The sequence below is a fragment of the Streptomyces sp. NPDC013317 genome (genome assembly GCF_055563155.1).
This window is the reverse complement of the sequence record NZ_JBVHDX010000003.1, coordinates 730,062-754,105: the sequence shown is the minus strand read 5'-3', so window position 1 is coordinate 754,105 and position 24,044 is coordinate 730,062. Positions and strand designations below refer to the sequence as shown.

Here is a 24,044-nt window from a genome sequence, read left to right as displayed (position 1 = left end):
TATCCGCCACCGGGCGCAACCAGGCGCCACCGGACGCAACCTGGCAAGGGGGCGGTCGACGATGCCGCTGCGACAGGAGTACCGGTCGGTCATGGCCGGGACACTGCGGCAGTGGGTCATCGTCTATCTCTGTGCCGTCGCCCTGCTCACGGCCTTCTACCTCACCGTGCCGTCCCGGCACACGCTTCTCTGGGCGCTGATCGGTCTCAGTGGCGTCGTCGCGATCCTCACCGGTGTCCACATCCACAAGCCCGCCAAACGATGGCCGTGGCTCGTACTCGCGGGCGCCAACTTCACCTTCGTCGCCGGCGACACCGCGTACAACCTGCTCGAGAGCCTGTTCGGCCAGACCAACCCCTTCCCCTCGGTCGCGGACGCCCTGTACCTCGCCACGTACCCGCTGTTCGCCATCGGTCTGTTCGGCTTCATCCGCTACCGCGCCGCCGGACGCGACCTCGCCGTGGCGCTCGACGCCCTCATCCTCACGTCGGGGCTGGCCCTGCTCTCCTGGGTGTACCTGATCACCCCGCTCAGCAAGTCGCCCGACATGACGTGGATCGAGAAGGCCATCTCGATCGCCTATCCGCTCGGCGACGTCCTGATGCTCGCGATGCTCGCCCGCCTCCTGGTGCCCGGCGGGCTGAGATCCCGAGCGGTGCAGCTGCTCACCGTGGGGACCTGCGGAATCCTGGCGTCCGACGTCATCTACGGAGCGCTCCAGCTGAAGGGGACCTGGGCGGTCGGCACCGGCTGGGACCTCGGCTGGGTCATCTTCTTCACGGCCTGGGGACTGGCGGCCCTGCACCCCTCCATGACCGGACTGACCGAGCGTGTGCCCCAGCCGCCGCCGGTCATCGCCGAACGGCGTCTCGCCCTGCTCGCCGCGGCCTCGCTCGTCGCCCCCGTCCTGCTGCTCTACCAGTCGCTTCGTGATCACAAGGAACAGGACATCGCCGTCATCGCCGTGTTCTCCGCGATCATGTTCCTGCTGGTCCTCACCCGCCTGTGGTACATGATGGCCGAGCACCGCAGCGCCGAGGCCCGCGAGCGCAGTCTGCGGGTCGCCGCCGCGTCCCTGGTGGCCGCACTGAGCCCCCGTGAGGTCGCGAGCGCCGTCGAGGCGGCCGCCGCGACCCTCGTCGGGCCCGGAACGCCGCACAAGACGATGCTCCTCGCCCGCGACCGCCGGCGCCTCCTGTACGCCGTCCCGACCGGGCACCTGCCCTGGAACTTCCGCGGTACGGAACTCTCCGCTCCGCAGAGCCCGCCCTGGCCGGAACTGCTCGCCCAGGGCAGCCGGCTCGTGGGAACCGACGAGCTCGATCCCACCGTCGCGCACGCCCTCGGGCCGCTGTCGCACGCCCTGCTCTGCCCGCTGGCCCTGCAGGCGCCCGCCGCCGGCGAAACGCTGCTCGGTGCGGTGCTGCTCGCCGCCCCGGAGAAGAAGCTCCGCGAGATATCCGGCCCCGCGCAGTCGCTCGCCTCCCAGGCCGCCCTCGCCCTGGAGCGCTTCGGGCTCAGCGAGGAGGTCAACCGCCGCACCAGCGAGGCGTACTTCCGTACCCTCGTCCACAACACCTCGGACGTCATCCTGATCGTCGACGACGACGACACCGTGCGGTACGCCAGCCCGTCGGCCGAGTCGATGTTCGGACACGCGCTGGCTCCCGGGACGCCGCTGACCGACCTCCTGGCTCCCGGCGACGCCGCCAGCGCGCTGCGGATCCTCGCGGGCGTCCGCTCCCGCGACGACGTGGACGCCCGGGACGACTGGAAGCTGCGCCGCGGCGAGTCCACGGACCTGCACGTCGAGGTCCGGTGCAGCAACCTCCGTTACGAACAGACCGTCCACGGCCTCGTCCTCACCCTGCGGGACGTCACGGAGCAGCGGAAGCTGGAGCGGGAGCTCACCCACCGCGCCTTCCACGACTCGCTGACCGGACTGCCCAACCGGGTCCTGCTCCTCGAACGGATCGAGCGGGCACTGCTGCGCGGACGCCGCGACTCCACCCTGACCTGCATGCTCTTCGTCGACCTCGACGACTTCAAGGTCGTCAACGACACCATGGGGCACTCGGTCGGCGACGAACTGCTCGTCGCGGTGGCCCGTCGGCTGACCTCCGTCCTGCGGCTCAGCGACACCGCCGCGCGGCTGGGCGGGGACGAGTTCGCCGTCCTGATCGAGGGCGCCAAGGAACCCGGTGACGCCGAGGCCCTCGCCGCCCAGATCGTGCACACCCTGAGCCAGCCCTTCCACCTCACCGACGGCGCCGTCTCGGTCTCGACGAGCGTCGGCATCGCCACGGTCCTGGACAGCGCCCACGCCGAGGAGCTCCTCGGCCACGCCGACCTCGCCCTGTACGCCGCCAAGGCCGCGGGCAAGAAGCGCTGGCGGCGCTTCCGGCCCGAGCTGCACGCCCGTCTCGTCGCCCGCCACGAACTGCAGGAGGGCATGGACACGGCCATAGCCGACCATGCCTTCGCCCTGCGCTACCAACCGATCGTGGACGTCGCCGGCGGGTCCGTCGCCGGCTTCGAGGCATTGATCCGCTGGCCGCACGCGCGGCGCGGGATGGTGCCGCCCGACCAGTTCATCACCCTGGCCGAGGAGAGCGGCCACATCATGCCGCTCGGCGCCTGGGTGCTCGAACACGCGGCGCTCGACGTCGCCCGCTGGCAGCGGGCCCGCCCGGACCGTCACCCGCCGCTGTACATCAACGTCAACGTCTCGCCCCGGCAGTTCCGCGACCCCGGCCTCCTCGACGACGTCCGCCGTACCCTCAACTCCTCCGGGCTCGCGCCCGGCACCCTGGTCCTGGAGCTCACCGAGACCGTGCTCATGCGCAGGGACGAGCAGATCCGCACCACCATGCGGCAGTTGCGTGAACTCGGGGTCTCCATCGCGATCGACGACTTCGGCACCGGGTTCTCCTCGCTCAGCTATCTGCGGGAGTTCCCCATCGACGTGCTCAAGGTCGACAAGTCCTTCATCGACGACATCGCCACCGACCGGCAGCAACTCGCCCTGGTCGAGGGGATCGTCCGGATCGCCGACGTCCTCGGCCTCGAGGTGGTCGCCGAGGGCATCGAGCACGAGGGGCAGCGCGAGCTCCTCGCCGACATGGGCTGCCAGTACGGTCAGGGGTTCCTCTTCGCCCGTCCCATGACCGCCCACCAGGCCGAGTCCTTCCTGCGCCGGCCCTCGCCCGTCACCGCGTCCGCACCGGCCGGGAGCACCGTCGCGGAGCGACCCCGGGCGTCCGCCCGGCCGGTGACGGCGCAGCAGGCCGCGGCCGAGGCGGCGCAGGCACAGGCCGCCGGGGCTCAGGCGGCGGGGAACCGGCCGACCGGCAGCGCACGCCGCGGTGCGGCGCAGCGCGATCGCCGGTGGCGCGACCTGGAGCGGCTGAAGCGCACCAGCCCGATGTGCGACGCCGTCATCGACGAGATCGACGGCCGCAAGCTGCGCGTCGAGAACGACTGGCTCGTCGACTTCGCCTCCTGCAACTACCTCGGCTTCGACCTCGAACCGGAGATCATGGCGTCGATCGGCCCGCAGGTCAGCAGCTGGGGCACGCACCCCAGCTGGTCCCGACTGATCGGCAGCCCCCGGCTGTACCCCCGGATCGAGGAGAGGCTGACCGAACTCCTCGGCGCGCCCGACACCCTGCTGCTGCCGACGATCACCCTCATCCACCAGTCGGTGATCCCGCTCCTCGCCGGCGACGGACAGGTCTTCGTCGAGGCGACGGCCCACCGCACGGTGTACGACGGATGTGTGGTGGCCCGAGGCCAGGGCGCGACCGTGCAGCGCTTCCACGCGGAGAGCCCGTGGGAACTGGACACGCAACTGCGCGCCGTTCCTGCCGGGGAGAGCCGCCTGGTCTGCATGGACGGCGTCAACAGCATGACCGGCAACTTCCCGGACCTCCGCGAGATCGCCCGGATCTGCCGCGAGAACGGGGCACTGCTCTACGTGGACGACGCCCACGGATTCGGCGTGATCGGCGAACGGGGCGGCGGCGAGTCCTCGCCCTGGGGCTCCCGGGGGAACAGCATCGTCCGCCACCTCGGCGAGTCCTACGAAGGCGTCGTCCTGGTCGGCGGCTTCTCCAAGGCGTACTCGTCGCTGCTCGCCTTCCTCGCCGTACCGAAATGGCTGAAGGACCACCTCAAGGTCGCGGCCGCGCCCTACCTCTACTCAGGCCCCTCCCCGACGGCCTCGCTCGCCACCGCCCTGGCCGGACTCGACGTCAACGCCGAGCGAGGGGACGCCATCCGGGCCGATCTGTACCGCAAGACCGCGCGGATCCTCGACCACGTACGCGCCCTGGACATCGACACCCCCAACACCGACGGACTGCCGATCATCGAGATCCCGCTCGCCGACGCACAGGACCTCGAAGCGGTGGCCTCGTTCCTGTGGGCGCGCGGCATCTACGTCACACTGGCCAGTTATCCCCTCGTCCCGCGCAACCGCGTGGGCTTCCGCGTCCAGGTCACCGCCGCCAACACCGACGAGGAGATCGACCAGCTCAACGCGGCGCTGACCGACCTCTCGCAGCGCTTCGCCCTGCAACGGGTGCACGGAGACCCCCACCCCGGCGTCGCCGCCGGCCGGCCCGCGGACTCCCGATGAGCTCGTCGGCGCGGGCGCTCCGGCACAACCACGACGCGGACTGGGACTCCTGGCCCGTCTCCGACTACCTGGCGGAGAACTACCGGCAGCTGCACCCGTGCGACATCGGCGTCATCCACCACCACTCGGCCTTCTACCGGCAGTTCGCGCCCGGCAGCATCGCCCGCTCCCTGGAGTTCGGCGCCGGCCCCAATCTGTACCCCCTCATGCTGGCCGCCGCAGCGAGCCGGCGCATCGACGCCCTCGAACCCAGCGCCGCCAGCGTCGGATACCTCCGTGAACAGCTCGCCCACGGGCCCGACGCGAGCTGGCGGCCCTTCCACGCCCTCTGCCGCGAACTCGACCCCGGCCTTCCCGAGACGCCCGCCGAAGCCCTCGCCCGGGTACGGATCGTCCCCGGCGACGCCGACGACGTCCCCCCGGGGACGTACGACCTGGCCTCGATGAACTTCGTCGCCGAGAGCGTCACCGAGGACTTCGCCGAGGTCGCCGCGTTGTGTGCCGACTTCGTCCGCTCGGTACGGCCCGGAGGGCATCTCGTGGCCGCCTTCATGGAACGCATGCCCAGCTACCGCATCGGCGACGGCCCGGCCTGGCCGGCCTGCCCGGTGGACGCGGGTGCGATCCGTTCCGTCTTCGCTCCGCTGACCGACGGGCTGCGCGTCAGCCGGCTGGCGAAGGACCGCACCCTGCCCGAGTACGGAGACACGGGCCTGCTCCTCCTCACGGCCCGCCGCGCGGAGCGGCCACCGCGGCCTTGAGCGGCGCGGGACACCGCTGCCACCTGCGGCTTCGCGACGGGCCCCGACGTTAGGATGGTTCGATGGGAGGAAACCACCGACGTCGTCGGTCGGTCACGATGATGGCGGTGATCGCGTTCACGGCCGTCACGCTCCTGTCCACCGGATGCGCCTCTGGGGCCCCGGACCTGCGCGTGGGAATCGCCTACGGCGACCGTCTGGTCTGGATGTCCGACAAGGACCTCGACGCCGCCCTCGACGACGCCGTGGACGTCGGCGCGCGATGGGTGAGGGCGGATCTGCTCTGGTCGAACGTGCAGCCTGACGGGCCGGAGACGTACCACTGGGAGGCCTTCGACCGAGTGGTCGCCGCCGTCGCGGAGCGCGACCTGACCCTCCTGCCCGTCCTCGGGTTCACACCGGAGTGGGCACGCCCCGCCGACTGCGCCGACAAGCAGTGCCGACCCGCCGACCCGGCGGAGTTCGCGGCGTTCGCCGGCGCCGCCGCGACGCGCTACGCCCCACGAGGGGTCCACACCTGGGAGGTCTGGAACGAGCCGAATCTCGCCCAGGCCTGGGCGCCGGCTCCTGACGAAGGCGCGTACACGGCCCTGCTGAGGGCGACGAGCCGGGCCCTGCGGGAGAGCGATCCGGAGGCGTACGTCATTCTGGGCGGGCTCGCGGCGACCACGACGAAGGACGGGAACATCTCCCAGACCGCGTTCCTGCAAGGAGTGTCGGCGCGCGGCGGAAACCACCTGGTGGACGCCGTCGGCTACCACCCGTACACCTACCCGTTCCTGGCGAGCGCCGTGACCGACTGGGGCACTCCATGGGAGCGGATCGACGGAACTCGGGACAGTCTGAGGAGCGTGCTCGTCGCGAACGGCACGCCGAAGACGCCGGTGTGGATCACCGAGTTCGGCGCGCCGACGAACGGGCCCGGTACGGCCTCGGACGGCTCGCCGGGCACCGTCGGTGCGGATACGACGCACGTGCCGGAGGCGCGTCAGGCGCAGATCGCCGCGGACGCCGTGCGCACGGCCGCCGCGACCCCGCTCGTCGGCGCACTGATCTGGTACGCGGAGCGCGATCTCGGCACGGACCGGCGGGACAGCGAGAACTTCTACGGCCTCCGCCGTGCCGACGGCAGCGCCAAGCCAGCCCTCGACGCGCTGCGCGACGCCGTCGCCGACCTCGACCGCGGCTAGGACGAGAGGGGCAGTGAGCGGAACAGGTCGAGGTAGCGGTCGGTGAGGGTGGGCCAGGCGTAGTGCTCGACGGCGCGCCGCCTGCCGTTGGCGCCGAGCCGGTCGGCGAGGTCGCCGTCGCTCAGCACGCGTGCGCAGGCCTTCGCCAGGGCGTGCGGGTCGCCGCGTGGGACGACGAGGCCGGTGTCCTCGTCGGTGATGACGTAGGGGATGCCGCCGGCGTCGGAGCCCACCACGGGGGTGGCGCAGGCCATGGCCTCGACGAGCACCATGCCGAAGGACTCCGCGGCGGTGAGCGACGGCAGGACCAGCACGGCGGCGTTCCTCATCGCGGTGACGAGAGAGGCGCCGGTGAGCGGACCGGTGAACTCCACGCGCCCGGTGATGCCGAGCTCCTCGGCGAGCGCCTTGTGGTCGGCCGTCGCGTCCCCTCCTCCCACCAGGCGCAGCCCGGCTTCCGGGAGTTCGTCCGCCAGGATCGCGAACGCGCGCAGCAGCACGTCGACGCCCTTCCAGGGGGACGTGCGGTCGAGCCTTCCCACGTACACGATCGTCCGCGGCCGGGTGGACGCCTTCGGCCCCGGTGTGAACCGTTCCACGTCCACTCCCGGCGTGATCTCCAGGGCCCCGGGACGGCCGGAGGCCAGCGAGGCGGGTGACACCGCGACCAGCGCCCGGGTGCGGTCGAACACCCGGGGCAGGGCGTACCGCTCGTAGCAGCCCAGGAGCCGGTCGCGGATCCTGTCGCCCTTCACCATGGTCCCGGCGTGGTAGGTCATGACGGTCGGCCTCTTGCCCGCCACCGCGACCGCCAGTTCGCCGAGGCCCGGCACCGGGGCGTGGGCGTGGACGACGTCGACGCGGAGCCGGCGCAGCCAGCGGCGCAGCTGGAACGGCCACAGCGGGTTCACCGGGGTGTTGACGTACCGGCTTGTCCAGGTGCCCAGGCGGACGACCGGCACGCCGTCCTCGACGCCCACCGAGGTATGCCGTCCCGTCGTGCTCGCCGTGATGACCGCGGCGCGCATTCCCGGATCCGCGGCGACCGCGTGCGCGACCTGGTGCGCGTACAGCTCGACACCGCCGATGTGAGGCGCGTAGTAGGGCGCGACGACGGCGACCGTGCGCGCCCGGCGGCGGGGGTCGGCGGCGCGGTCGAAGACCTCGACGGTACGGTCCGCCAGCTCCTCCCAGCGTGGTTCGCCCGGCGCGCCCTCGGGGCTCCGCCGCCCGATCGCGGTGGCCCGGGCCGCGAGGACCGCGGGCAGTTCGGCCGTGGAGCCCGACACGCACACGATCTCGCGGGCCCGGCAGGCGACTCGGGGCGGGACCGACCGGGCGACCGGCGCATGGGGGCCCCACACGGGCGGGACGTGCCAGGTCAGCACGAGCGGCAGGTCGCCGCAGGCCCGCGCCACGGTGGTGGCGAGCAGGGGCGCAGGGACGTGGACGTCGACGAGGTCCACCCGCTCCTTCTCGACGATGCCACGCAGGTCGTGCCCCCAGCGCAGTGCCAAGGGGGTACCGGGCGCGGCCAGTCGGTACACCGTCATGCCGTCGCGGTCTTCGCGGCGCCGCGGCCGCGTACCCCGCTCGGAGGGGGCCGCGACCACCACCCGGCGATCGTGCCGGGAGTACAGGAGGCGCGCGAGCCGCCAGACGTGCTGCGCCACGGGACCGGTGCCGTCGGGCGGGAGATGCGGCGCCACGATCAGAATCGAACGGGATTCCATGAGAGGGCTCCTGACGCTGGATCTGCCCGGATCAGTGCCGGAGGCCGTTGCCGGCAGGTGTGGGAGGCAGTGAGCGGAACAGGTCGAGGTAGCGGTCGGTGAGGGTGGGCCAGGCGTAGTGCTCGACGGCGCGCCGCCTGCCGTTGGCGCCGAGCCGGTCGGCGAGGTCGCCGTCGCTCAGCACGCGTGCGCAGGCCTTCGCCAGGGCGTGCGGGTCGCCGCTCGGCACGATGAGTCCGCTGTCCTCGTCGGTGATGACGTAGGGGATGCCGCCGGCGTCGGAGCCCACCACGGGGGTGGCGCAGGCCATGGCCTCGACGAGCACCATGCCGAAGGACTCCGCGGCGGTGAGCGACGGCAGGACCAGCACGGCGGCGTTCCGCATCGCGTCGAGGAGCACGTCTCCCGGAACGCCTCCGGTGAACTCCACACGGTCGGTGATGCCGAGCTGCTCGGCGAGCGCCGCATGGTCGGCGGCCGCGTCCCCTCCTCCCACCAGGCGCAGCCTGACTTCCGGGAGTTCGTCACCCAGGATCGCGAACGCCCGCAGCAGCACGTCGACGCCCTTCCACGGGGAGGCCCGGTCGAGCCTCCCCACGAACACGATCGTCCGCGGCCGGGTGGACGCCTTCGGCCCCGGTGTGAACCGCTCCACGTCCACCCCCGGGTTGATCTCCATGGCCCCTGGACGGCCGAAGGCCAGCGAGACCGGGGAACTGGCGACGAGGGCGTCGGCGCGGGCGAACACCCGGGGCAGGGCGTACCGCTCATAGGCGCGGACCAGCAGATCGACGTCCTTGTGCCCCTGGAGCATGGACCCGGCGTGGTACGTCAGGACGGCCGGCCGGCGCCCCGAGCAGGCGATCGCCAGGTCGCCCAGGCCGGGAGCGGGCGCGTGGGCGTGGACGACGTCGACGCGGAGCCGCCGCAGCCAGCGCCGCAGCTGGAACGGCCACAACGGGTTGACCGGGGTGTTGAGATGGCGTATCCACGTGCCCAGACGGACGACCGGCACGCCGTCCTCGACGCCCACCGAGGTACGCCATCCGGTCGTGCTCGCCGTGATGACCGCGGCGCGCATCCCCGGATCCGCGGCGACCGCCTGCGCCACGCGGTGCGCGTAGTGCTCGACGCCCCCGCGCCGCGGGGGGAAGTTGGGCGCGACGACGGCGACCGTGCGCGCCCGGCGGCCGGGGTCGGCGGCGCGGTCGAAGACCTCGACCGTACGGTCGCTCTGCCGGTCCCAGGTCAGCTCGCGGGCCACGTGCTCCCGGCCGGCGCTGCCGAGGCGCTGCGCCAGGGCGCGGTCGCCGAGCACCGATGCCAGCGCGTTCGCGAGGCGCCGCGCGTCCCCGGGGGGCACGAGGAGCCCGTTGCCCCCGTCCTCGACCAGCGAGGGGATGCCGCCCACGGGGGTCGTCACCACCGGGCGTCCGCCGGCCATGGCCTCGACGAGCACGCACGGGAAACTGTCGAAGTGCGTGGGCAGCGCCAGGACCCGGGCGTCACGGTAGGCCGAGGCCAGGTCCGCGCCCTCGACCCGCCCCCGGAACGCCACATGCCGTGAGATGCCGAGACGGTGTGCGAGCGCTTTGTGGTCGGCGGCCCCCGAGCCGTCTCCGACCACGTCGAGGTGCAGGTCGGGGAACTCGCCGACGAGCTGCCGCACCGCTCGCAGCAGGTCGGGAAGCCCCTTGTAGGCGGCGGCCCGGTCCAGCGAACCGACGAACACGATGCGTCGCGCGTCGGGAACCGGGCTCGCCGGGAAGCTCTCCAGGGTCACGCCCGGGGAGATGGTCGTGCACCGGCCAGCGAAGAGCCGGGGCAGGTCCCCCGGGACGTAGTCGGACGAGCACACGATCTCCTGGGCGCGCCCGGCCGTCCGGGCCAGCAGCGTCCGCTCGTAGGCCGCGCAGACCAGGTCGGGCAGGAGGCGGCCCTTGCGCATCCGGCCCGTGTGGTAGGTCAGCACGAACGGAAGGTCGCCGCACGCCTGTGCGGCGGCGTCGGCGAAGAGGGGCACCGGCGCGTGCGCGTTGACGAGCTCGACTCCCTCGTGCTCGATCACGGTGCGCAGACGGCCGCTCCAGTGCAGGCCCAGCGGGGTGTGGGAGATCCGCAGGGGAGCGGGCAGGCGGTAGACCGGGAAGCCGTCGGGGTGGTCGTACCGTCCGCCAGGTGTTCCCTGGGGCGCGGTCGTGGCGACGACGACCCGCATGCCGTGCCGGGACCTCAGCGAGCGCGCGAGATTCCAGACGTACTGCTCCAGCCCTCCGAGGGCGGGCGGGAAGTACGGGGAGGCGAGCAGGACGGCGCGCGGTGTCATGACGGTTCCTCCTTCGGCGCGTGTCTCATCACAGGAGAGGTGTGTGATGACGTGGTGAGGCGTGGGGTCGGTGTGGGGGCCGGGGTTCTCGGCCGCCGTACGAGGGGAGGCGCGATGGGCGCGTGGACGGTCATCGGACGTCTCCCTCGGCTCCCTCGGGCGGGTGGGGCCCCGGTGTGGTCGCCGGGCGGCGGGCGGTCCGCCTGCGGGCGAACAGTGCGATGCAGCCGTAGACGCCGGAGGCGAGGTTGCCCACCAGCCAGGCGAAGCCGATCCACAGCAGCCCCTTCGGCGCCCACGCGACGGCGAGGCCGACGGTCACCGCGGTGAGGACGACGCCGCTTGTGACGAGGTGCCCGAGGCGGCCGGCCAGTTTGAGCCCGAAGCTGACCCACGTCCGCAGCGCGACGGCGAGGGCGCCGACCGTCAGGATGATCAGCGGGCCACGGGCGTGGTCCACGTACGAGCCGCCGAACAACCGCAGGACCAGGCCGGCGGCGGCCACCAGGACGACCGAGGCGGGGACCTGCACCGCGGCGAGGATGAGGGCCGAGCGCCTGAGCATCACCGCGAAACGCGTCTCGTCGTAGGAGACTTCGGCGAGCAGGGCCTCTCCCACGTTGTCGGACAGGGTGTTCAGCAGGTTCGCGATCTGGAAGGCGACGAAGTAGTAGCCGGCCGCCGCCGCGCCCAGCCAGTGCAGCGCGATCAGCGGCGTCACCAGGATCGGCACGAGGGTCAGCGCGCTGAACGCGTAGCTCGCGGCCGAGAAGCCGGCCTGGGGGAGGAGGGGGGCGCGTCGCAGCCGGAGGTCGACGCGGAAGCCGACCCTGCGCCACAGGAAGAAGAACGAGGCGAGCACCGCGGCGGCGCAGGCACCACCGGACGCGGTGACGATTCCGTACGATCCGACGCCCACGAGGAACAGCGGCAGAAGGATCTTCGTCAGTCCCTGGACGCCTCCGTCGACGACCAGGTTGAACTGCGGTTTGCGGGCGCCGATGAAGACGGCGTCGGTCAGCTGGTTGAGGGCGGCGAAGACGCAGAACGCCACGAAGGCGGCCGCGAGCAGCAGGTCAGACCGTACGAACAACAGGTCGCGGCCGTACCAGCGCAGACCGAAGAGGTAGGCCGACGCCAGGATGCACGCGGCTCCCGTGACGAGGAGTACCGACTTGGTGATCTGCGCGTTCCGGGTACCCGCGGGAGCGAGGAAGCGGATGAGCGTGCTGTTGAGCCCGAAGAGGCTGAAGAAGGCGATCAGTTCGGTCGCCGAGATCAGGGTGGTGGCCAGACCCACCTGCTCGGGCGGGTAGAGACGCGCGACGATGATCCAGAAGACGAAGCCGAGCACGGCCATCGCCACCGACGAGGCCATCAGGAAGAACGAGCTGCGGGTCAGCTGGTCCTGACGCCGTGCGCCCCTTCCGCCGCCGGCCGAGCCGGCGGGGGACCCCGAGTACGGCCGTGCCTGCGCCTTCATCGGAAGATCTCCGCCCCGTCACTGCTGTAGATCTTGTTCTTCGTCTCCTCCAGGAGGCTGGTGGGGTACTTGTAGGTCACCAGGTCACCCCGGTGGAAGATGGCCGCTTCGCCGCTGCGCACCGTCGTCGTGCCCAGGAGGACGGTCGCGTCCTCGCGGATGAGGAGCGGATGGATGTCGTTCCTGGCCGTGGTGGGGACCGAAGTCCCGTCATGGCTCAGGTTGTAGCGGTCGCTCAGGTTCTCCGACTGGACGTCCCCGAGTTCGTCGGGCGGAGTGTGCGTCGCCAGCCAGGCCAGGGCCGCGCGTTCCTGAGCGTGCGGGTAGTAGATGTCGTAGTACGTGCCCGCGTTGTCGAGGTGCAGCTGCGGCGGATTCCCGCCGAAGAGCTTGGGCAGGACACCCGTCAGATCGAAGAAGAGCAGCATGATCACCGAACAGGACAGCGCTTCGGTCCACCGCCGTCCCACCCACCGGCACACCCACACCACCCCGGCCGCGATGAACGGCGCGAAGACGAAAAGCCCCTGCTGGAAGGCGCGCAGTACGCCGTACTCGACGGAGAGCTGCGGGAGAACGGTGAGCATCCCCACGACCGCGACCATGCCGGCGGCCAGTGTCACCTGGTCACGGGTCGGCCGGAACTCCTTGCGCCGCCCCCAGAGGGAGGTGACGATGCCGAGCAGCAGGAACACCTGCCACAGCCGCGCGACGGCCTGCCGCAGGAAGTCGCCGACCGCCGACACGTCGACGCCCCGGTCCTCCGCCGCCTGCCCGAGCGAGGTGAGGGGGAGGCGCGGCTCCGGTGCGGCCTCGACCGCTCCGTCGGGGGCCGCCGACCACGGCACGTAGACCTCGTCCGCCCGCTCGGCCGCCGTGCCGCGCAGAGTGACGGTCTGGAAGTCGCGCAGCCGCTCCTCCGGGCTGCTCCGCTCCCCGCCGAACAGGCTGTATGCCACGTCGGACGACCAGGCCGCGGGCTGCCTGCCGCCGCCCGTGACCTCCTGCACAGTGGCGACGACGGTGGACCTCAGCTGGCCGGCCGTATGGGTCAGCGGGCCCGTCCACAGGAGCGCGGCTGCCACGGCGGACACGACGATCCACCAGGCCACGAAGGCGGGCTCCCCGGCGGCCGCGGGCTTCGCACTCCGGGTACGCGAGAGCAGCCGCCAGCAGAAGTTCGCTCCGAGCGCCAGTGCGAGCGCAGCGAGGAAGACGTACGCCGTCGAATAGTGCGCCAGGACGACGCCGACGGTCAGCACCAGGAAGGTGATCCGGCGGCGGCGCAGCGCCCGGCCCCTGTCCGTCAGCACGAGCATCGCGCATCCGAGGAAGAGGAACGCGATCTCCTGACGGGTCAGGAACATCATGTCCGTGAAGAAGGTCGGGAAGATCATGAACAGGACGGCCGACAGCACCGCCACGAACGGGGGTGCCACGTTGCGCACCGAGCGGTGGACGAGCACGGGTGCGAGGGCGAAGAGGAGAGGCAGCACGGCCTTGAAGACGTACGGGCCGGGAACGTCGGTCAGCCGCGCCCAGGACGTCGGCAGCAGGGTGATGCTCAGGCAGGCGTTGTAGGGGTCGGTGAACGCGGCCATGTCCCAGCGGCTCTGGTCCGACGTCAGCCCGAAGACCTCGTACTCGCGCTGGATGTCGTGACCGGTGACGTACCAGCCGCGCAGCGAGCTGAGGAACAGCAGTCCCGCGGCGGCGAAGAACAGGCCGACTCCCACGACGGACGAGGAGTAGCGCCGGTGCCTGATCATCAGGAGCGTCAGAAGGGCCCCGATGACGACCAGCGCGGCGACACTGGCTCCCGAGCCCAACTCGTTGTTGAGCCGGACCGGACCGGCGACGGACAGGACGAGCGCGAGCGTGCCCAGGACCGTCACGGCGACGAGGCCGGCCGGCAGGCCGCGCGCGCGGAACCGCAGCCACCACGGGGCAGCGGCCGGGTCCTTGGCCGCAGGGTCCACGGCGGCGGCGGTGACCGCGACGGCCAGGGCCGAGGCCACGGCGAGTGCCGCGCGCGTGAGCGGCCCGTCCACCCCGACGAGCGGAAGCACCGAGTTGACCACCAGGGCCACGACGATGGAGGAGAGCACGCTCAGTCCGGCGGCCAGCAGCACGCGCCCGTCCCGGGTCGACACGATGCGGGAGGCAGGCCCGTACCAGACAGCGGTCGGCGCGACGAGGAGGAGCCAGATCCCGGCCAGGGTCGCCAAGGGGGCGAGCCCACCGGGCAGGAGCTCGACAAGAGCGGCCAGCACGGTCGTCGCGAGGATGCCCCGGCGGGCGCCGAGGCGCCGTCCGACGCGGTCCGCCGCACGCTCCACCGGCGGGGCGGTCGTCGCGGGGCCTCCTCCGGGCGGGTGGGCGCTCATCACGGCACCCGTTCCGGGAGATCGCGGTTGGCGAGGTAGCCGATGCCCGGGCGGCCCGCTATGTGGCTGAGCACCCGCTCCAGACGCTGCCAGTCGCGGTGCGCGTCGACCTCCCAGCTGTGGCCCCAGAGGTGGAACACGCCACCGCGCTCCAGGCAGAGGTCGAACCAGCCGACGGCCAGCTCGTCCCACCGGAGGAACATCCTGGCGGCCCTTCGCGGCCGCAGCCGCGCCAGGCGCAGGGCGACCGGCCCGTCGACACGGTGGGCGTAGGCGTGGACGGTGGTGGGCAGTTCCAGCGGCGGACCGGCGGCGAGCGAGTTGCGGCGCACGGTGCGCGCGCGCTCGAAGCCCACCGCCCGGGCGGAGTCGACATGGGCCGCGGTGTATTCGCCGCGCGGATAGCAGAAGCTCGTGACCGCAGCGCCCACCGTGCCTTCGAGCTCCTCCTTGCCGGCGCGTATCTCGTCGGCGGCGGCGCTGTCCGTCAGCCGCGGCAGGCGCTGGTGCGTCAGCGTGTGCCCGCCGATCTCGAACCGCTCGGCCAGGTCGCGGACGCCCGCCGGGGAGAGCCGGTCGCGGGCCGCGATCTCGGCGTTGTGGGGCGCGATGTAGAACGTGCCGGCGATGCCGTACCGGTCGAGCAGGGCGGCGAGGCGGTCGTCGAGCTTGTGCCCGTCGTCCCAGCTCGTCGTCACGACGACACGGGAGCGCGTGCGTCCTTCGTCGGTCATGGGGTACTCCCGGGTGCCGTGGCGTCCTGGGAGGGCAGCCGGAAGTGCAGAGTCTGGCTGCTGTCCAGGAGCGCGACGCGGACGATGACGGAACCCTCGGGCAGCGGCAGCCGGGAGACGGCCGACGCGGGAGCGTCGGGGTCCGGTGTGAGGGCCGTGGTGGTCGACGCCGTGGTGCGGCCGTCGGACGCCTCGACGGAGACCCGCAGTCGGTGGGTTCGTTCGCCGGGCCCGCGGTCCTCCACGGAGACCGGCACGAGCACCGAGCCTCCGGTGACGACCGGGGCGCTGGTGAAGTACAGCTCGGTGTACCGGGCCGGCACCGGTGAGAAGGACCGCGTCAGTTCCTCCCGGATCGCGGGAGTCGCCACGGAGACGACGGCGGCCACCACGACCGCCAGCAGGACCAGGACGGCCTTGCGCAGGCGAGGCGACACGGGCCTCTTGCGGGGGCGGGGGCGGGGGCGGAGGCGGCGCATCGAGCGCCGGCAGACTTCCGACGCCTCGTTCCACGCGTGCTTGGCAACCGACGGACTGCTCATCGCAGGTCTCTCCGTGGGAACACCCGAACCGGGCCCTGGGACGTTTTCAGCGCACACACGCGAAACAACACAGCCCCGAGCACGCAAGGCGCACATGACCTTCCGATCGGGGTAGAACCCCCTATGCGGAAGATATCCATCATAAGATGATTTCGTCTATTTACGCCGTATACGTCCATGGTGTGCCCTTGCTCGGGCAGAGTCAAGACGGCGACGCACCCATAAGGTCGGGTGGTGAGGAGGAACGCTCATGGCACAGGACTCGGCAGCCCGCCCCGCGCGTCGGGCGGGCGACCACGGGCACCGCGGCAGGCTCAGCCGGGAGGTCGTGCTGGCGGCGGCCCTCGAGCTCGTCGACCGGGAGGGTCTGTCCGCACTGAGCATGCGCCGCCTCGGTGCCGAACTCGGCGTGGAGGCCATGGCGCTGTACCGCTACGCCAACGGCAAGGACGCCCTGCTGGACGGGCTGGTCGAGGCCCTCTACCTGGAGTTGGAGCAGCACCCCGACCACGCGCAGGCGGGCGCCCCGGACGCCGACTGGCGAGCCGGACTGCACCGGATGGCACTGCAGACATACCAGACGTGCCTCGGGCACCCCCATGTCGTGCCGCTGCTCGCCACCCGCATGCTGGCGGTCCCCCTTGCGCAGCGACCGCTCGCGGTCCTCAGGAGTCATGAGCGCATGCTCGCTCTGCTCAGGACCGCGGGGCTCGGGCCGGTCCAGGCCGCGGCCGCCTTCCGTGCCGTCACGGCGTGGATCCTGGGATACGTCTCGGTGGAACTGGGCGCCATGGTGGACAACCCCGCGGAGCCCGATCCCTCGTTCCGTCTCGGCCTGCACCGCATGCCGGCGCAGGAGTTGCCCACCCTGCGCGAGATCACTCCGGTACTCGCCGAGCGGGGCGGTTACGCAGGCCTCATCGCCGGCCTGGACGCGCTGCTCGACCGGTTCACGAGCGAGGAGCCGTAGGACGAGAACCCGTAGGGCGAGGAGCCGTAGGGGCGGGTTCACGCCGTGGTGCGGCTGGTGAGGGGCTCGGGGGCCTGCGCCGGCTCTCCCGCGGCGGGGCGTGCGGCGGAGGTGCTCCTGCGGCGGAACCGGTGCGCGAAGAGCTGGCAGAGGTTCGCCGTGCCGTCGTGCAGGGCGTGCAGCTTCACTTCACCCCCGCGGACACGATACGTGATCGGGACCTCCAGGCAACGGCAGCCCGAGAGCGTCGCCGCGTTCTTGATCTCCTGGGAGAACGCCATGCCCGTCGACCGGACGTCGAGGGACTGCCAGACGTAGCGGCGGAAGACCCACATGCCCGACTGCGAGTCGTGCAGCCCGTTGTGGAACAGGATGCGGCTCACCAGACTCAGCGCATGGTTGCCCATGGAGTGCGTCGGCTGCATCGCGTCGCGGTTGGCGGCGCCGAGCCGATCCGTCGTCAGGAACTCCACGTCCAGGGCGTCCAGGACCTTGAGCAGCCCTGGAAGCGCGTCGAACGGGTATGTGCAGTCGGCGTCGCCCGTGGCGATCACGTCGCCCCGCGCCGCCGCGAACCCGGCGTGGTAGGCGTTCCCGTAACCCCGTTCGGGCTGGGGCACGACACGCGCCCCGAGCGAGCGGGCGACTTCCCCCGTACCGTCGGTGGACGCGTTGTCCACCACGACCAATTCCGTCTCCCAACCCGCGTCTGCCAGCTCCGCCACCGGAACGGTGGCGATCACCGACGGCAGGTTGGACGCCTCGTTATATGCGGGCATGACAACCGAAAGACTGCTCATCGCAGGTCACTCCGTGTGCGGACTCCGGCCCCACGAAGAACAGCCGAACATATCCGCTGTAGACCAACAACGCCCATTTACGACGTATACGTACACTTTGCGTCGTTTCGTTCCCTGCGTCAAGAGCGTCCGACGGTGCCTGTGTCACGAGCGTCCGACGCGGCGCCCGGCGGCCTCAGGCCAGCAACTCCCGGTACAGGGCGCCGTACCGCTCGGCGAACCGCTCGGGCCCGAAGGACTCCTCCACGGTCGCCCGGCCGCGTTCCGCGAGCATGTCCCAGACCTGCGGCTGTTCGAGCAGCCAGGCAAGCTGCTGCCCGGTCCTGCGGGCGTCTCCGGCGGGAGCCCGCAGCACCGCGTCCCCGAAGTCCGCGAACTGCGGCAGGTCGCTCAGGACGGCCGGCCGGCCGGTGGCCATCGCCTGCAGGACCGTGAGCGGGATGTCCGGAATCCCGCCGATCGCGGGAGGCGGGAGGAGAAGAACGTGCGTCGAGGCCAACAGGGCGCGCATGTCGTCGACATGGCCCCGCACCTCCACGTCCGTGAGGCCCCCGGAACCGGCCCGCTCCCGCAACTCCTCCCGCAGCGCGGCCGTCTGCTGCCCCGGCTGCCCCCGGACCGCCAGGATCAGCCGGAACACCGCACCGGACCGCGCCGCCTCCGCCGCCGCCTCGACGGCCGTCACGACACCGCCGCGCGGATCGGGACGGCCGGCGTAGAGGACGGTCGGCATGCCCCCGGGGCGCGGCAGGAAGGGCCACTCGGTCAGCCGGATCATGGGCGGGACCACCCGGACGTCGCCGAAGTTCGCGGCGCGCAGCCGCCGGGCCGTCGCGTCCGACAGCGCGACCGTCGTCCCCAGTGGCCGGGTTTTCGCGAGCAGCCGCGCCTCGTCCACACCGGGCACGGTGTGGACGACCGGCCGCGCCCCCAGCATCACCGGGCGCAGCCAGGAGAAGGCGGGGAACGCCCGTCCGATGGTCACGAACGCGTGGACCAGATCGACGCGACGTGCGGCGACGGCCCCGGCGAGCGCGGCCTGCAGGAGGACCGGCCGCCGGTGTGGGGGACCGTCCGGGGTCCAGAGGCGGATCGCCCGGCCGGCCGGCGGGGGAGGCCTGCCACGTCGGGCGGGCCACTGGCGGAACCAGAGGAAGTCCGTGTCGGGCAGGGCCCCGAGCACGTCCCTCGCCAGCGCCACGTCGGCGCCGTCCGCGCCGTCCAGCGGGCTGCCGGTCAGGAGCAGGACACGCGGTGGCCGCGGGCCGACGGTCATGGTCCAGGCCCGGGGTCGGTTCGGGACGGCGGCGTCCCGTTCGACGGTACGCCGGCCTCCGGACGCGGCGACGGTACGCCCGCCCCAGGGCGCGGCGACGGCACGACCGGCGGACGGTCGGGCGCGATCGCCGTGGTCAGCGGCTCGTCGGCCATGCCCCGGCCCTCCTGTCCTTCCTCGGCCGCCGCCCGCGGACGGAGTCGTCCGCCAGGCGCCGCGTCAGGGCCAGATACCGGCCCGTCATCTCGTCCCAGGTGTAGTGCTGCGCCGCCTGCCCGGCCTGCCGCCCGAGCGCGCGTCGCGCCCGCTCGTCGATGGCAAGCATCCGCATCCGGTCGCCCAGCGCCACGACGTCGAACGGCGGTACGGCCACGTCGCCACCGTCGCGCATCCAGCGCAGCGCGGGCAGATCGAAGTGGACGACCGGCTTCCCGTACGACATGCCTTCGAGCGCCACCAGGCCGAAGCTCTCGCGGCGCGACGGCATGACCAGGAAGGCGCTGTTCCGCAGGAGGTCCCGCTTGAGCTCCTCCCCGGCGAACCCCACCCAGCGGACGCTGCCCGGGTGCGCGGCGAGCAGCGCCGTCAGCTTGCGTTCCTCCCCCTGCGTACCGCTGCCCGCCAGCACCAGGGGCAGCGGAGGACGGCTCAGGCTGTACGCCTCCAGGAGCAGGTCGAGCCCCTTGACCCAGATGTCGATCCGCCCCAGGAAGAGGATGTGCTGGCCCGCTCCGATCCCGGCCTCGTCGATCTGCCGCTGCTCGACGCCGTTGGCGATGACCTGGACGTCGGCCCGCGGGCTGAGCCGGCGGACGACGGAGGCGTCGGCCTCGTTGAGCACCACGATGTGCCGGTAGCAGCGCAGCCCGAGGCGCTCCACGAGGAAGAACGGGACGTGGTAGCGGCGCCAGAGCGCCTCGGCGCTGCGGCCCTGGTCGATCCCGACGACCGGCGTCCGGGAGAACAGCGGCAGAAAGCTGGTCGAGAACGGTGGCGTGAAGTTCTCCAGCCACGCGTCGTGGGGAAGCCTGCGGGCCACGAAGGGGAGGAGCGTCAGGAACAGCAGCCGCCCGGTGCGCTGCCCGGCCCAGCGGACCGGGAGATAGACGTAGCGGATGCCGTCACGACGCAGGGAGGCACCGTGCCTGCCGGCCGTCACCACCGTCACGTCGAACTCGTCCGACAGCCGCCGGGAGACCTTCTCGACCACCGTGGCACCACCGTCCCGGTGGTCGAACTCGCCCGTCTCGTCGTAGACCGAGACGACGACCCGCTTCCGGCGCGCCGCGGACATGCCCTCCTCGGGTTCCGGGAGACGCCGGGTCCGTACGGAGTCGAGCACCCGCTCCACCACCTCGGCGGCGACCCGCGACGGGGCGCGCTCGCCGTCGAGCCGCACCACCCGGGGCAGGCGCGAGGCCCCCTCGCGGTACCGCGAGGGGGCAGGACCGGTCTCCACCAGCAGGGTCAGGTCGTAACGCCGGACGAGGCGGGCGAAGCGGTCCGAGGCCCGGTGCCCGGGAGTGAAGCCGAACGCGACCAGCCCGTCCAGCGGCCCGCCGTCCGTCAGCACGACGGCCGGACCTCCTCGGGACCGTGTCGCCAGCGCGCGCCGGGCGGCACGCGTGCGTACGGAGAGGTCGCCGGCGTCGAGCAGGGCATGGGCACGACGCGCCCATGATCCCCGGCTCGGGGGACCGTCAGGGCGCCGTACCGTCTTCTCCTCGTCCCTCACCCCTGGAGGAGAGCCGAACCCGGCGCCCGGGAAGCGGCCGTGGCCGTGGAGCGTCGTCACCGCCACGCCGCGCTGCCGCAGCAGCCCGGCCACGCGCCGGACCAGCGCGGACCTGACCGCGCCGTCAGGCCCGGAGACCGCGATCAGGAGAGGCCGCGCCGTGTTCATGACGTACGCCTCCGCAGTCGCTCGGTGACGGCGAGCGGCACCCGCAGGGCGACCTCGCGGGCCGCCGTGGAGGCCCGCCCGCGGGTCAGCAGATGCCCGGCGTGTTCCACGCCGGTGCGCAGCGACGTCGTGACGGGCAGCGGCAGGGGGAGCTGTACGGACTCGCCCCGGTCGAGCGCGGCCATCGCCCCGGTCGCCAGCTCGAGGGCCCGGTCTCCGCCGACGGACCAGCCCTCCCGGGCGGTCTGGGCGCGCGCCTCGGCCACGACCTCGGGAGCCAGCAGCTCGCGCAGCGCGAGGAGTTCGGACAGGTCGAGGGACTGGTCGAGGAAGAGGCCGTGGGCCAGCCAGATCCTCAGTCGGTCGGCGAGGCAGGGGACGAGCCAGGCGCGGCCGTCGTGGTCGGGGACGGCGTGGGCGAAGAGCCGGTCGGTCGCCATGACCGAGACGCCGTGCCAGGCCACGGCGGTGTGCAGCTGGGCCGAGGGGCCGTCGGGCGGCGTCAGGCGCACGGAGGTGGACCGCTCCAGCCAGTGCGTCGACCGCTCCACGTACCACCCGCCGAGTGCCTTCTGGGCCGCTTTCCAGCGGTCCGTGGGGACGACGAGGTCGAAGCTTCCGTGCGTGAGGTCGCCCGGCAGATCGGCCTTGACGAGCACCGTGGGGACGGCTGCCGCGCTCAGCCGGTCCGTCGACTCGACGACGTTGCGCCGGAAGATCCGGCCGGCGTCGTCCACCGCGTGGAGGGTCGAGGCCAGTTGGCGGGGGTATGCCTGAGCCAGTCGGCCCTCGACCTGGTTGGTCCGGGCGACGGCCAGCGCGGCCCTCAGCTCCTCGTCGGACGCCGCCGGGGCGTCGCCCCGCCAGACGGCGTCGACCAGCAGACGAACGGCGCGCTCGACTCCCCGCCCACCGCCCACCCCACCCGGCTGCGGCCCGCCGGCAGGCCGGGACGCGTGCGACGCGGTGTCGTCCGGCGCGGTCCGCTCCGTCGTGCCCCCGCCGGGCCCGGCGATTTCGGGAGAGGTCCTGTGCGGAAGAGGCGTGTCGGTCACGGCTTCGTCCGGCCATGTCTCGTGCCATGCGTCCTCACCGGGCCCGGCGGCCTCGGGTGCGGTGCCGTCCCGACCGGACTCGTCCGGCGGGAGGCGGTGCGGCTCCGTCCCGCGCGGCCCGGACTCGTGCGGTCGGGACTCAGGCGTCCATGCGTCGTGCGAGGTGTCGTCGCCGGGCTCCGAACCACCCCGTGCGGTCCCGTGCGGCTCGCTCCCCTGGGGGCGGGACTCGCCCGACGGACCCTCGTCCGGCCGGGACTCGTGGGGCCGCCCTCCAAGCGGCCCGGCCCCGTCGGGACCAGCCGCGGTCGGCGCGGTCGCGGGCGGGGGCGTGCCGTCCGGGTGGGGGGCGCGGCGACGGAGGCGCAGCCACGAGCGGGCCAGGCGCGTGCGCGCGGCGGCGCGCGGTGATGGGGCGGCGTGTTCGGCGGGTCCACGTCGGCCCGCCTCGCGGACGAGCAGGACGCCCAGAGCGACCACCGTCCCGCACATCCCGCCGATCGCCATCCCCGGCACGCCGCCGGCGGACCAGCCGGCCGTCAGGCCGGACACGTACACGAGCAGGCCGAGGACCAAGGGGCGCAGCACCGCGTCGCCCCGGAAGACGGGCGCGCGAAGGGTGACGGGTCCGGCGGTCCTCATGGCCGGATCCCCCACGGAGGGCTCGGCGTGCCGACGAGCACGTCCCGGCCGCCGGCGGGCAAGACCGTCGTCTCGCGCACGTCGAGCCTCCTCAGGGCCTCCGGCGCGCGCACCTCGTCACAGCGAGGGCGGTGCGGTGGCGGCCGGAAGCGGTCTTTGTCGAGGGCGGCCCGCCTCGTCGCCCCGGTGTTCCACGCCGGGCGCTCGCGCACCCCGGATGGCACGTCGAAGGGCGCCTCGGAGGGCGCGGCGAAGGCGGAGTCCGTGCGTGCTGTGGGCTGGACATGACCCCCGGGTCCGGCGTGTTCCGAGGGTGGGCCGTGTGATCCGCCGCCGCGTCGGGCGTGCGCGGCGCGAGAGCGGACGGTACGGGAACGCCGGCGCCTGGCTGCCGTACGCTGACGGCGCACGGTGCAACGGTGGTTGCGGACCGAAGGCACGAGCCGGTCGGTCGCCCGTCGTCCGGGATGAGACGCGGGGCGGCGGGACGGGTCGGACGGGTTACGGCGCCGGGACTCGGCGAAGGGCCAGTCGGTCACCCGTCGCAGCGGATGCGGTGCGGGTGCCGCCGGCGTCCTGCCGATCAGATGTGACCTCACGAGGAACTTCTTCCGGCAACCGGACCCTGCCGAGGGTCTGCCATGCGTCCAAAATGCCTGACTTCTAGCGTTAGCATCGGATTTCTGATCCGTCAAGCGTGGTCGGCCCGTTCCGCCCGGCCCGCGAGACGCGGTGACGGCGCCAGCCGATGCAGGGCGTTGTGCGGGCGCTCGTCGAGCAGCCCGCCCAGGATGCGCGTCCCGTCACGGAACGTGCGAGCGGGCGACAGGCCGTGGCGGCGCGGCAGTTCGAGACTCGGCACCTCGGCGATCCGCAGCCCGTAGTGCAGGGCGTGGGTGACCAGCTCGGCACCCAGCTCCACACCGTGCTCCCGCAGGTCGAGCAGGTCGACGAAGCCTCGGCGGAAAGCGCAGAAGCCGTACCAGAGGTCTGTCAGGCGCTGGCCGTAGAGCTGCCGGGCGAGGCGCAGCAGTGCGCTGTGACCGAGTCGGCGTACGAGCGGGTAGTCGGCGACGCCGCCGCCCGCGATGAAGCGCGAGCCCTTGACGAAGTCGTACCCACTGTCCAGGTAGTGCAGGTAGTGCGGGATCTCCATCGGCGACATGCTGCCGTCGGCCCCCATCAGGACGATGAACTCGCCGGTCGCGGCGAGCAGCCCCGCGTGCGGGACGTCGCCCGCCGCGCAGTCCCACGGCCCGAGCCGGCGTACGGTCACCGCGGCGCGCGCGCCGCCCGCCTCGCCCGCCCGGCCGTCGCCCGTCCCGCCGTCGCGCCCTTCCGGCGTCCTCGCCGACGTGCCTTCCGTGGCCCCGACCAGCACGACCTCGCCGACTTCGGCCGGTATCTGCTCCAGCAGCCGGTCCGTGTCGTGGTCCCCGGGACGCACCGCGATCACCACGCTCACCGTGCGGGTGTCCGCGTGGGGCGAACGGTCGGTCGACCGGCGCATCGGATGTGGCCCGTTACCCATTGGTACGGCTTTCTCCAGAATCGCGGGAGCGACTTTCAGCATCCTGCGCGCAAGGCCGTGACGTCAAGGTCC

General features: G+C 72.6%; 15 protein-coding genes. 4 read left to right on the top strand and 11 right to left on the bottom strand.

What is annotated here, in order from left to right:
- Window positions 1–61 precede the first annotated feature (61 nt).
- The 3 genes from ACZ3IJ_RS12145 to ACZ3IJ_RS12135 all read left to right on the top strand — a co-directional run bounded on the left by ACZ3IJ_RS12145 (window position 62) and on the right by ACZ3IJ_RS12135 (window position 6,590).
- Complete coding sequence (locus ACZ3IJ_RS12145; RefSeq protein ID WP_467467578.1) at window positions 62–4,639, top strand: aminotransferase class I/II-fold pyridoxal phosphate-dependent enzyme; 4,578 nt, start codon at window positions 62–64, stop codon at window positions 4,637–4,639.
- Window positions 4,636–5,400, top strand: a complete 765-nt coding sequence (locus tag ACZ3IJ_RS12140) for a class I SAM-dependent methyltransferase (protein ID WP_467467577.1) — start codon at window positions 4,636–4,638, stop codon at window positions 5,398–5,400. The genes ACZ3IJ_RS12145 and ACZ3IJ_RS12140 overlap by 4 nt, the downstream gene beginning before the upstream one ends.
- 107 nt (window positions 5,401–5,507) lie before the next feature.
- Window positions 5,508–6,590 carry a cellulase family glycosylhydrolase gene (locus tag ACZ3IJ_RS12135; protein WP_467467576.1) on the top strand — a complete coding sequence of 361 codons (1,083 nt, stop codon included), beginning with the start codon at window positions 5,508–5,510 and terminating at the stop codon, window positions 6,588–6,590.
- Here ACZ3IJ_RS12135 and ACZ3IJ_RS12130 read toward each other — a convergent pair.
- The 6 genes from ACZ3IJ_RS12130 to ACZ3IJ_RS12105 all read right to left on the bottom strand — a co-directional run bounded on the left by ACZ3IJ_RS12130 (window position 6,587) and on the right by ACZ3IJ_RS12105 (window position 15,795).
- Entirely contained in the window at window positions 6,587–8,323 is a 1,737-nt protein-coding gene (locus ACZ3IJ_RS12130; RefSeq protein WP_467467575.1) for a glycosyltransferase, read from the bottom strand. The genes ACZ3IJ_RS12135 and ACZ3IJ_RS12130 overlap by 4 nt on opposite strands.
- Window positions 8,324–8,354: 31 nt before the next feature.
- The gene (locus tag ACZ3IJ_RS12125; protein ID WP_467467574.1) at window positions 8,355–10,649 is read right to left on the bottom strand and encodes a glycosyltransferase family 4 protein; all 2,295 of its coding nucleotides are present in this window, start codon (window positions 10,647–10,649) and stop codon (window positions 8,355–8,357) included.
- Between the two features lie 130 nt (window positions 10,650–10,779).
- On the bottom strand, window positions 10,780–12,132 hold the full coding sequence (locus tag ACZ3IJ_RS12120; protein WP_467467573.1) for a lipopolysaccharide biosynthesis protein: 1,353 nt from the start codon (window positions 12,130–12,132) through the stop codon (window positions 10,780–10,782).
- Window positions 12,129–14,519, bottom strand: a complete 2,391-nt coding sequence (locus ACZ3IJ_RS12115; RefSeq protein WP_467467572.1) for a DUF2206 domain-containing protein — start codon at window positions 14,517–14,519, stop codon at window positions 12,129–12,131. The genes ACZ3IJ_RS12120 and ACZ3IJ_RS12115 overlap by 4 nt, the downstream gene beginning before the upstream one ends.
- Window positions 14,519–15,253, bottom strand: a complete 735-nt coding sequence (locus tag ACZ3IJ_RS12110; protein WP_467467571.1) for a polysaccharide deacetylase family protein — start codon at window positions 15,251–15,253, stop codon at window positions 14,519–14,521. The genes ACZ3IJ_RS12115 and ACZ3IJ_RS12110 overlap by 1 nt, the downstream gene beginning before the upstream one ends.
- Window positions 15,250–15,795 (bottom strand): hypothetical protein, encoded by a 546-nt coding sequence (locus tag ACZ3IJ_RS12105; RefSeq protein ID WP_467467570.1) that lies wholly within the window; start codon window positions 15,793–15,795, stop codon window positions 15,250–15,252. The genes ACZ3IJ_RS12110 and ACZ3IJ_RS12105 overlap by 4 nt, the downstream gene beginning before the upstream one ends.
- A 250-nt stretch (window positions 15,796–16,045) precedes the next feature.
- Here ACZ3IJ_RS12105 and ACZ3IJ_RS12100 point away from each other — a divergent pair, with 250 nt between their 5' ends.
- Complete coding sequence (locus tag ACZ3IJ_RS12100) at window positions 16,046–16,765, top strand: TetR/AcrR family transcriptional regulator (protein WP_467467569.1); 720 nt, start codon at window positions 16,046–16,048, stop codon at window positions 16,763–16,765.
- Between the two features lie 38 nt (window positions 16,766–16,803).
- Here ACZ3IJ_RS12100 and ACZ3IJ_RS12095 read toward each other — a convergent pair whose 3' ends face one another.
- The 5 genes from ACZ3IJ_RS12095 to ACZ3IJ_RS12075 form a co-directional block, all read right to left on the bottom strand.
- A complete protein-coding gene (locus tag ACZ3IJ_RS12095) occupies window positions 16,804–17,565 on the bottom strand; it encodes a glycosyltransferase family 2 protein (RefSeq protein WP_467467568.1) in 762 nt (253 codons plus the stop codon).
- Window positions 17,566–17,740: 175 nt separating this feature from the next.
- Window positions 17,741–18,841, bottom strand: coding sequence for a glycosyltransferase family 4 protein (locus tag ACZ3IJ_RS12090; RefSeq protein WP_467467567.1), 1,101 nt, complete (start codon window positions 18,839–18,841; stop codon window positions 17,741–17,743).
- 136 nt (window positions 18,842–18,977) lie between these two features.
- The gene (locus tag ACZ3IJ_RS12085; protein ID WP_467467566.1) at window positions 18,978–20,744 is read right to left on the bottom strand and encodes a glycosyltransferase family 4 protein; all 1,767 of its coding nucleotides are present in this window, start codon (window positions 20,742–20,744) and stop codon (window positions 18,978–18,980) included.
- Window positions 20,741–22,441: a hypothetical protein gene (locus tag ACZ3IJ_RS12080; protein ID WP_467467565.1), complete on the bottom strand. Its 1,701-nt coding sequence runs from the start codon at window positions 22,439–22,441 to the stop codon at window positions 20,741–20,743. Before ACZ3IJ_RS12080 ends, ACZ3IJ_RS12085 begins: the two co-directional genes overlap by 4 nt.
- A gap of 691 nt (window positions 22,442–23,132) precedes the next feature.
- A complete protein-coding gene (locus tag ACZ3IJ_RS12075) occupies window positions 23,133–23,951 on the bottom strand; it encodes a glycosyltransferase (RefSeq protein ID WP_467467564.1) in 819 nt (272 codons plus the stop codon).
- Window positions 23,952–24,044: the final 93 nt, after the last annotated feature.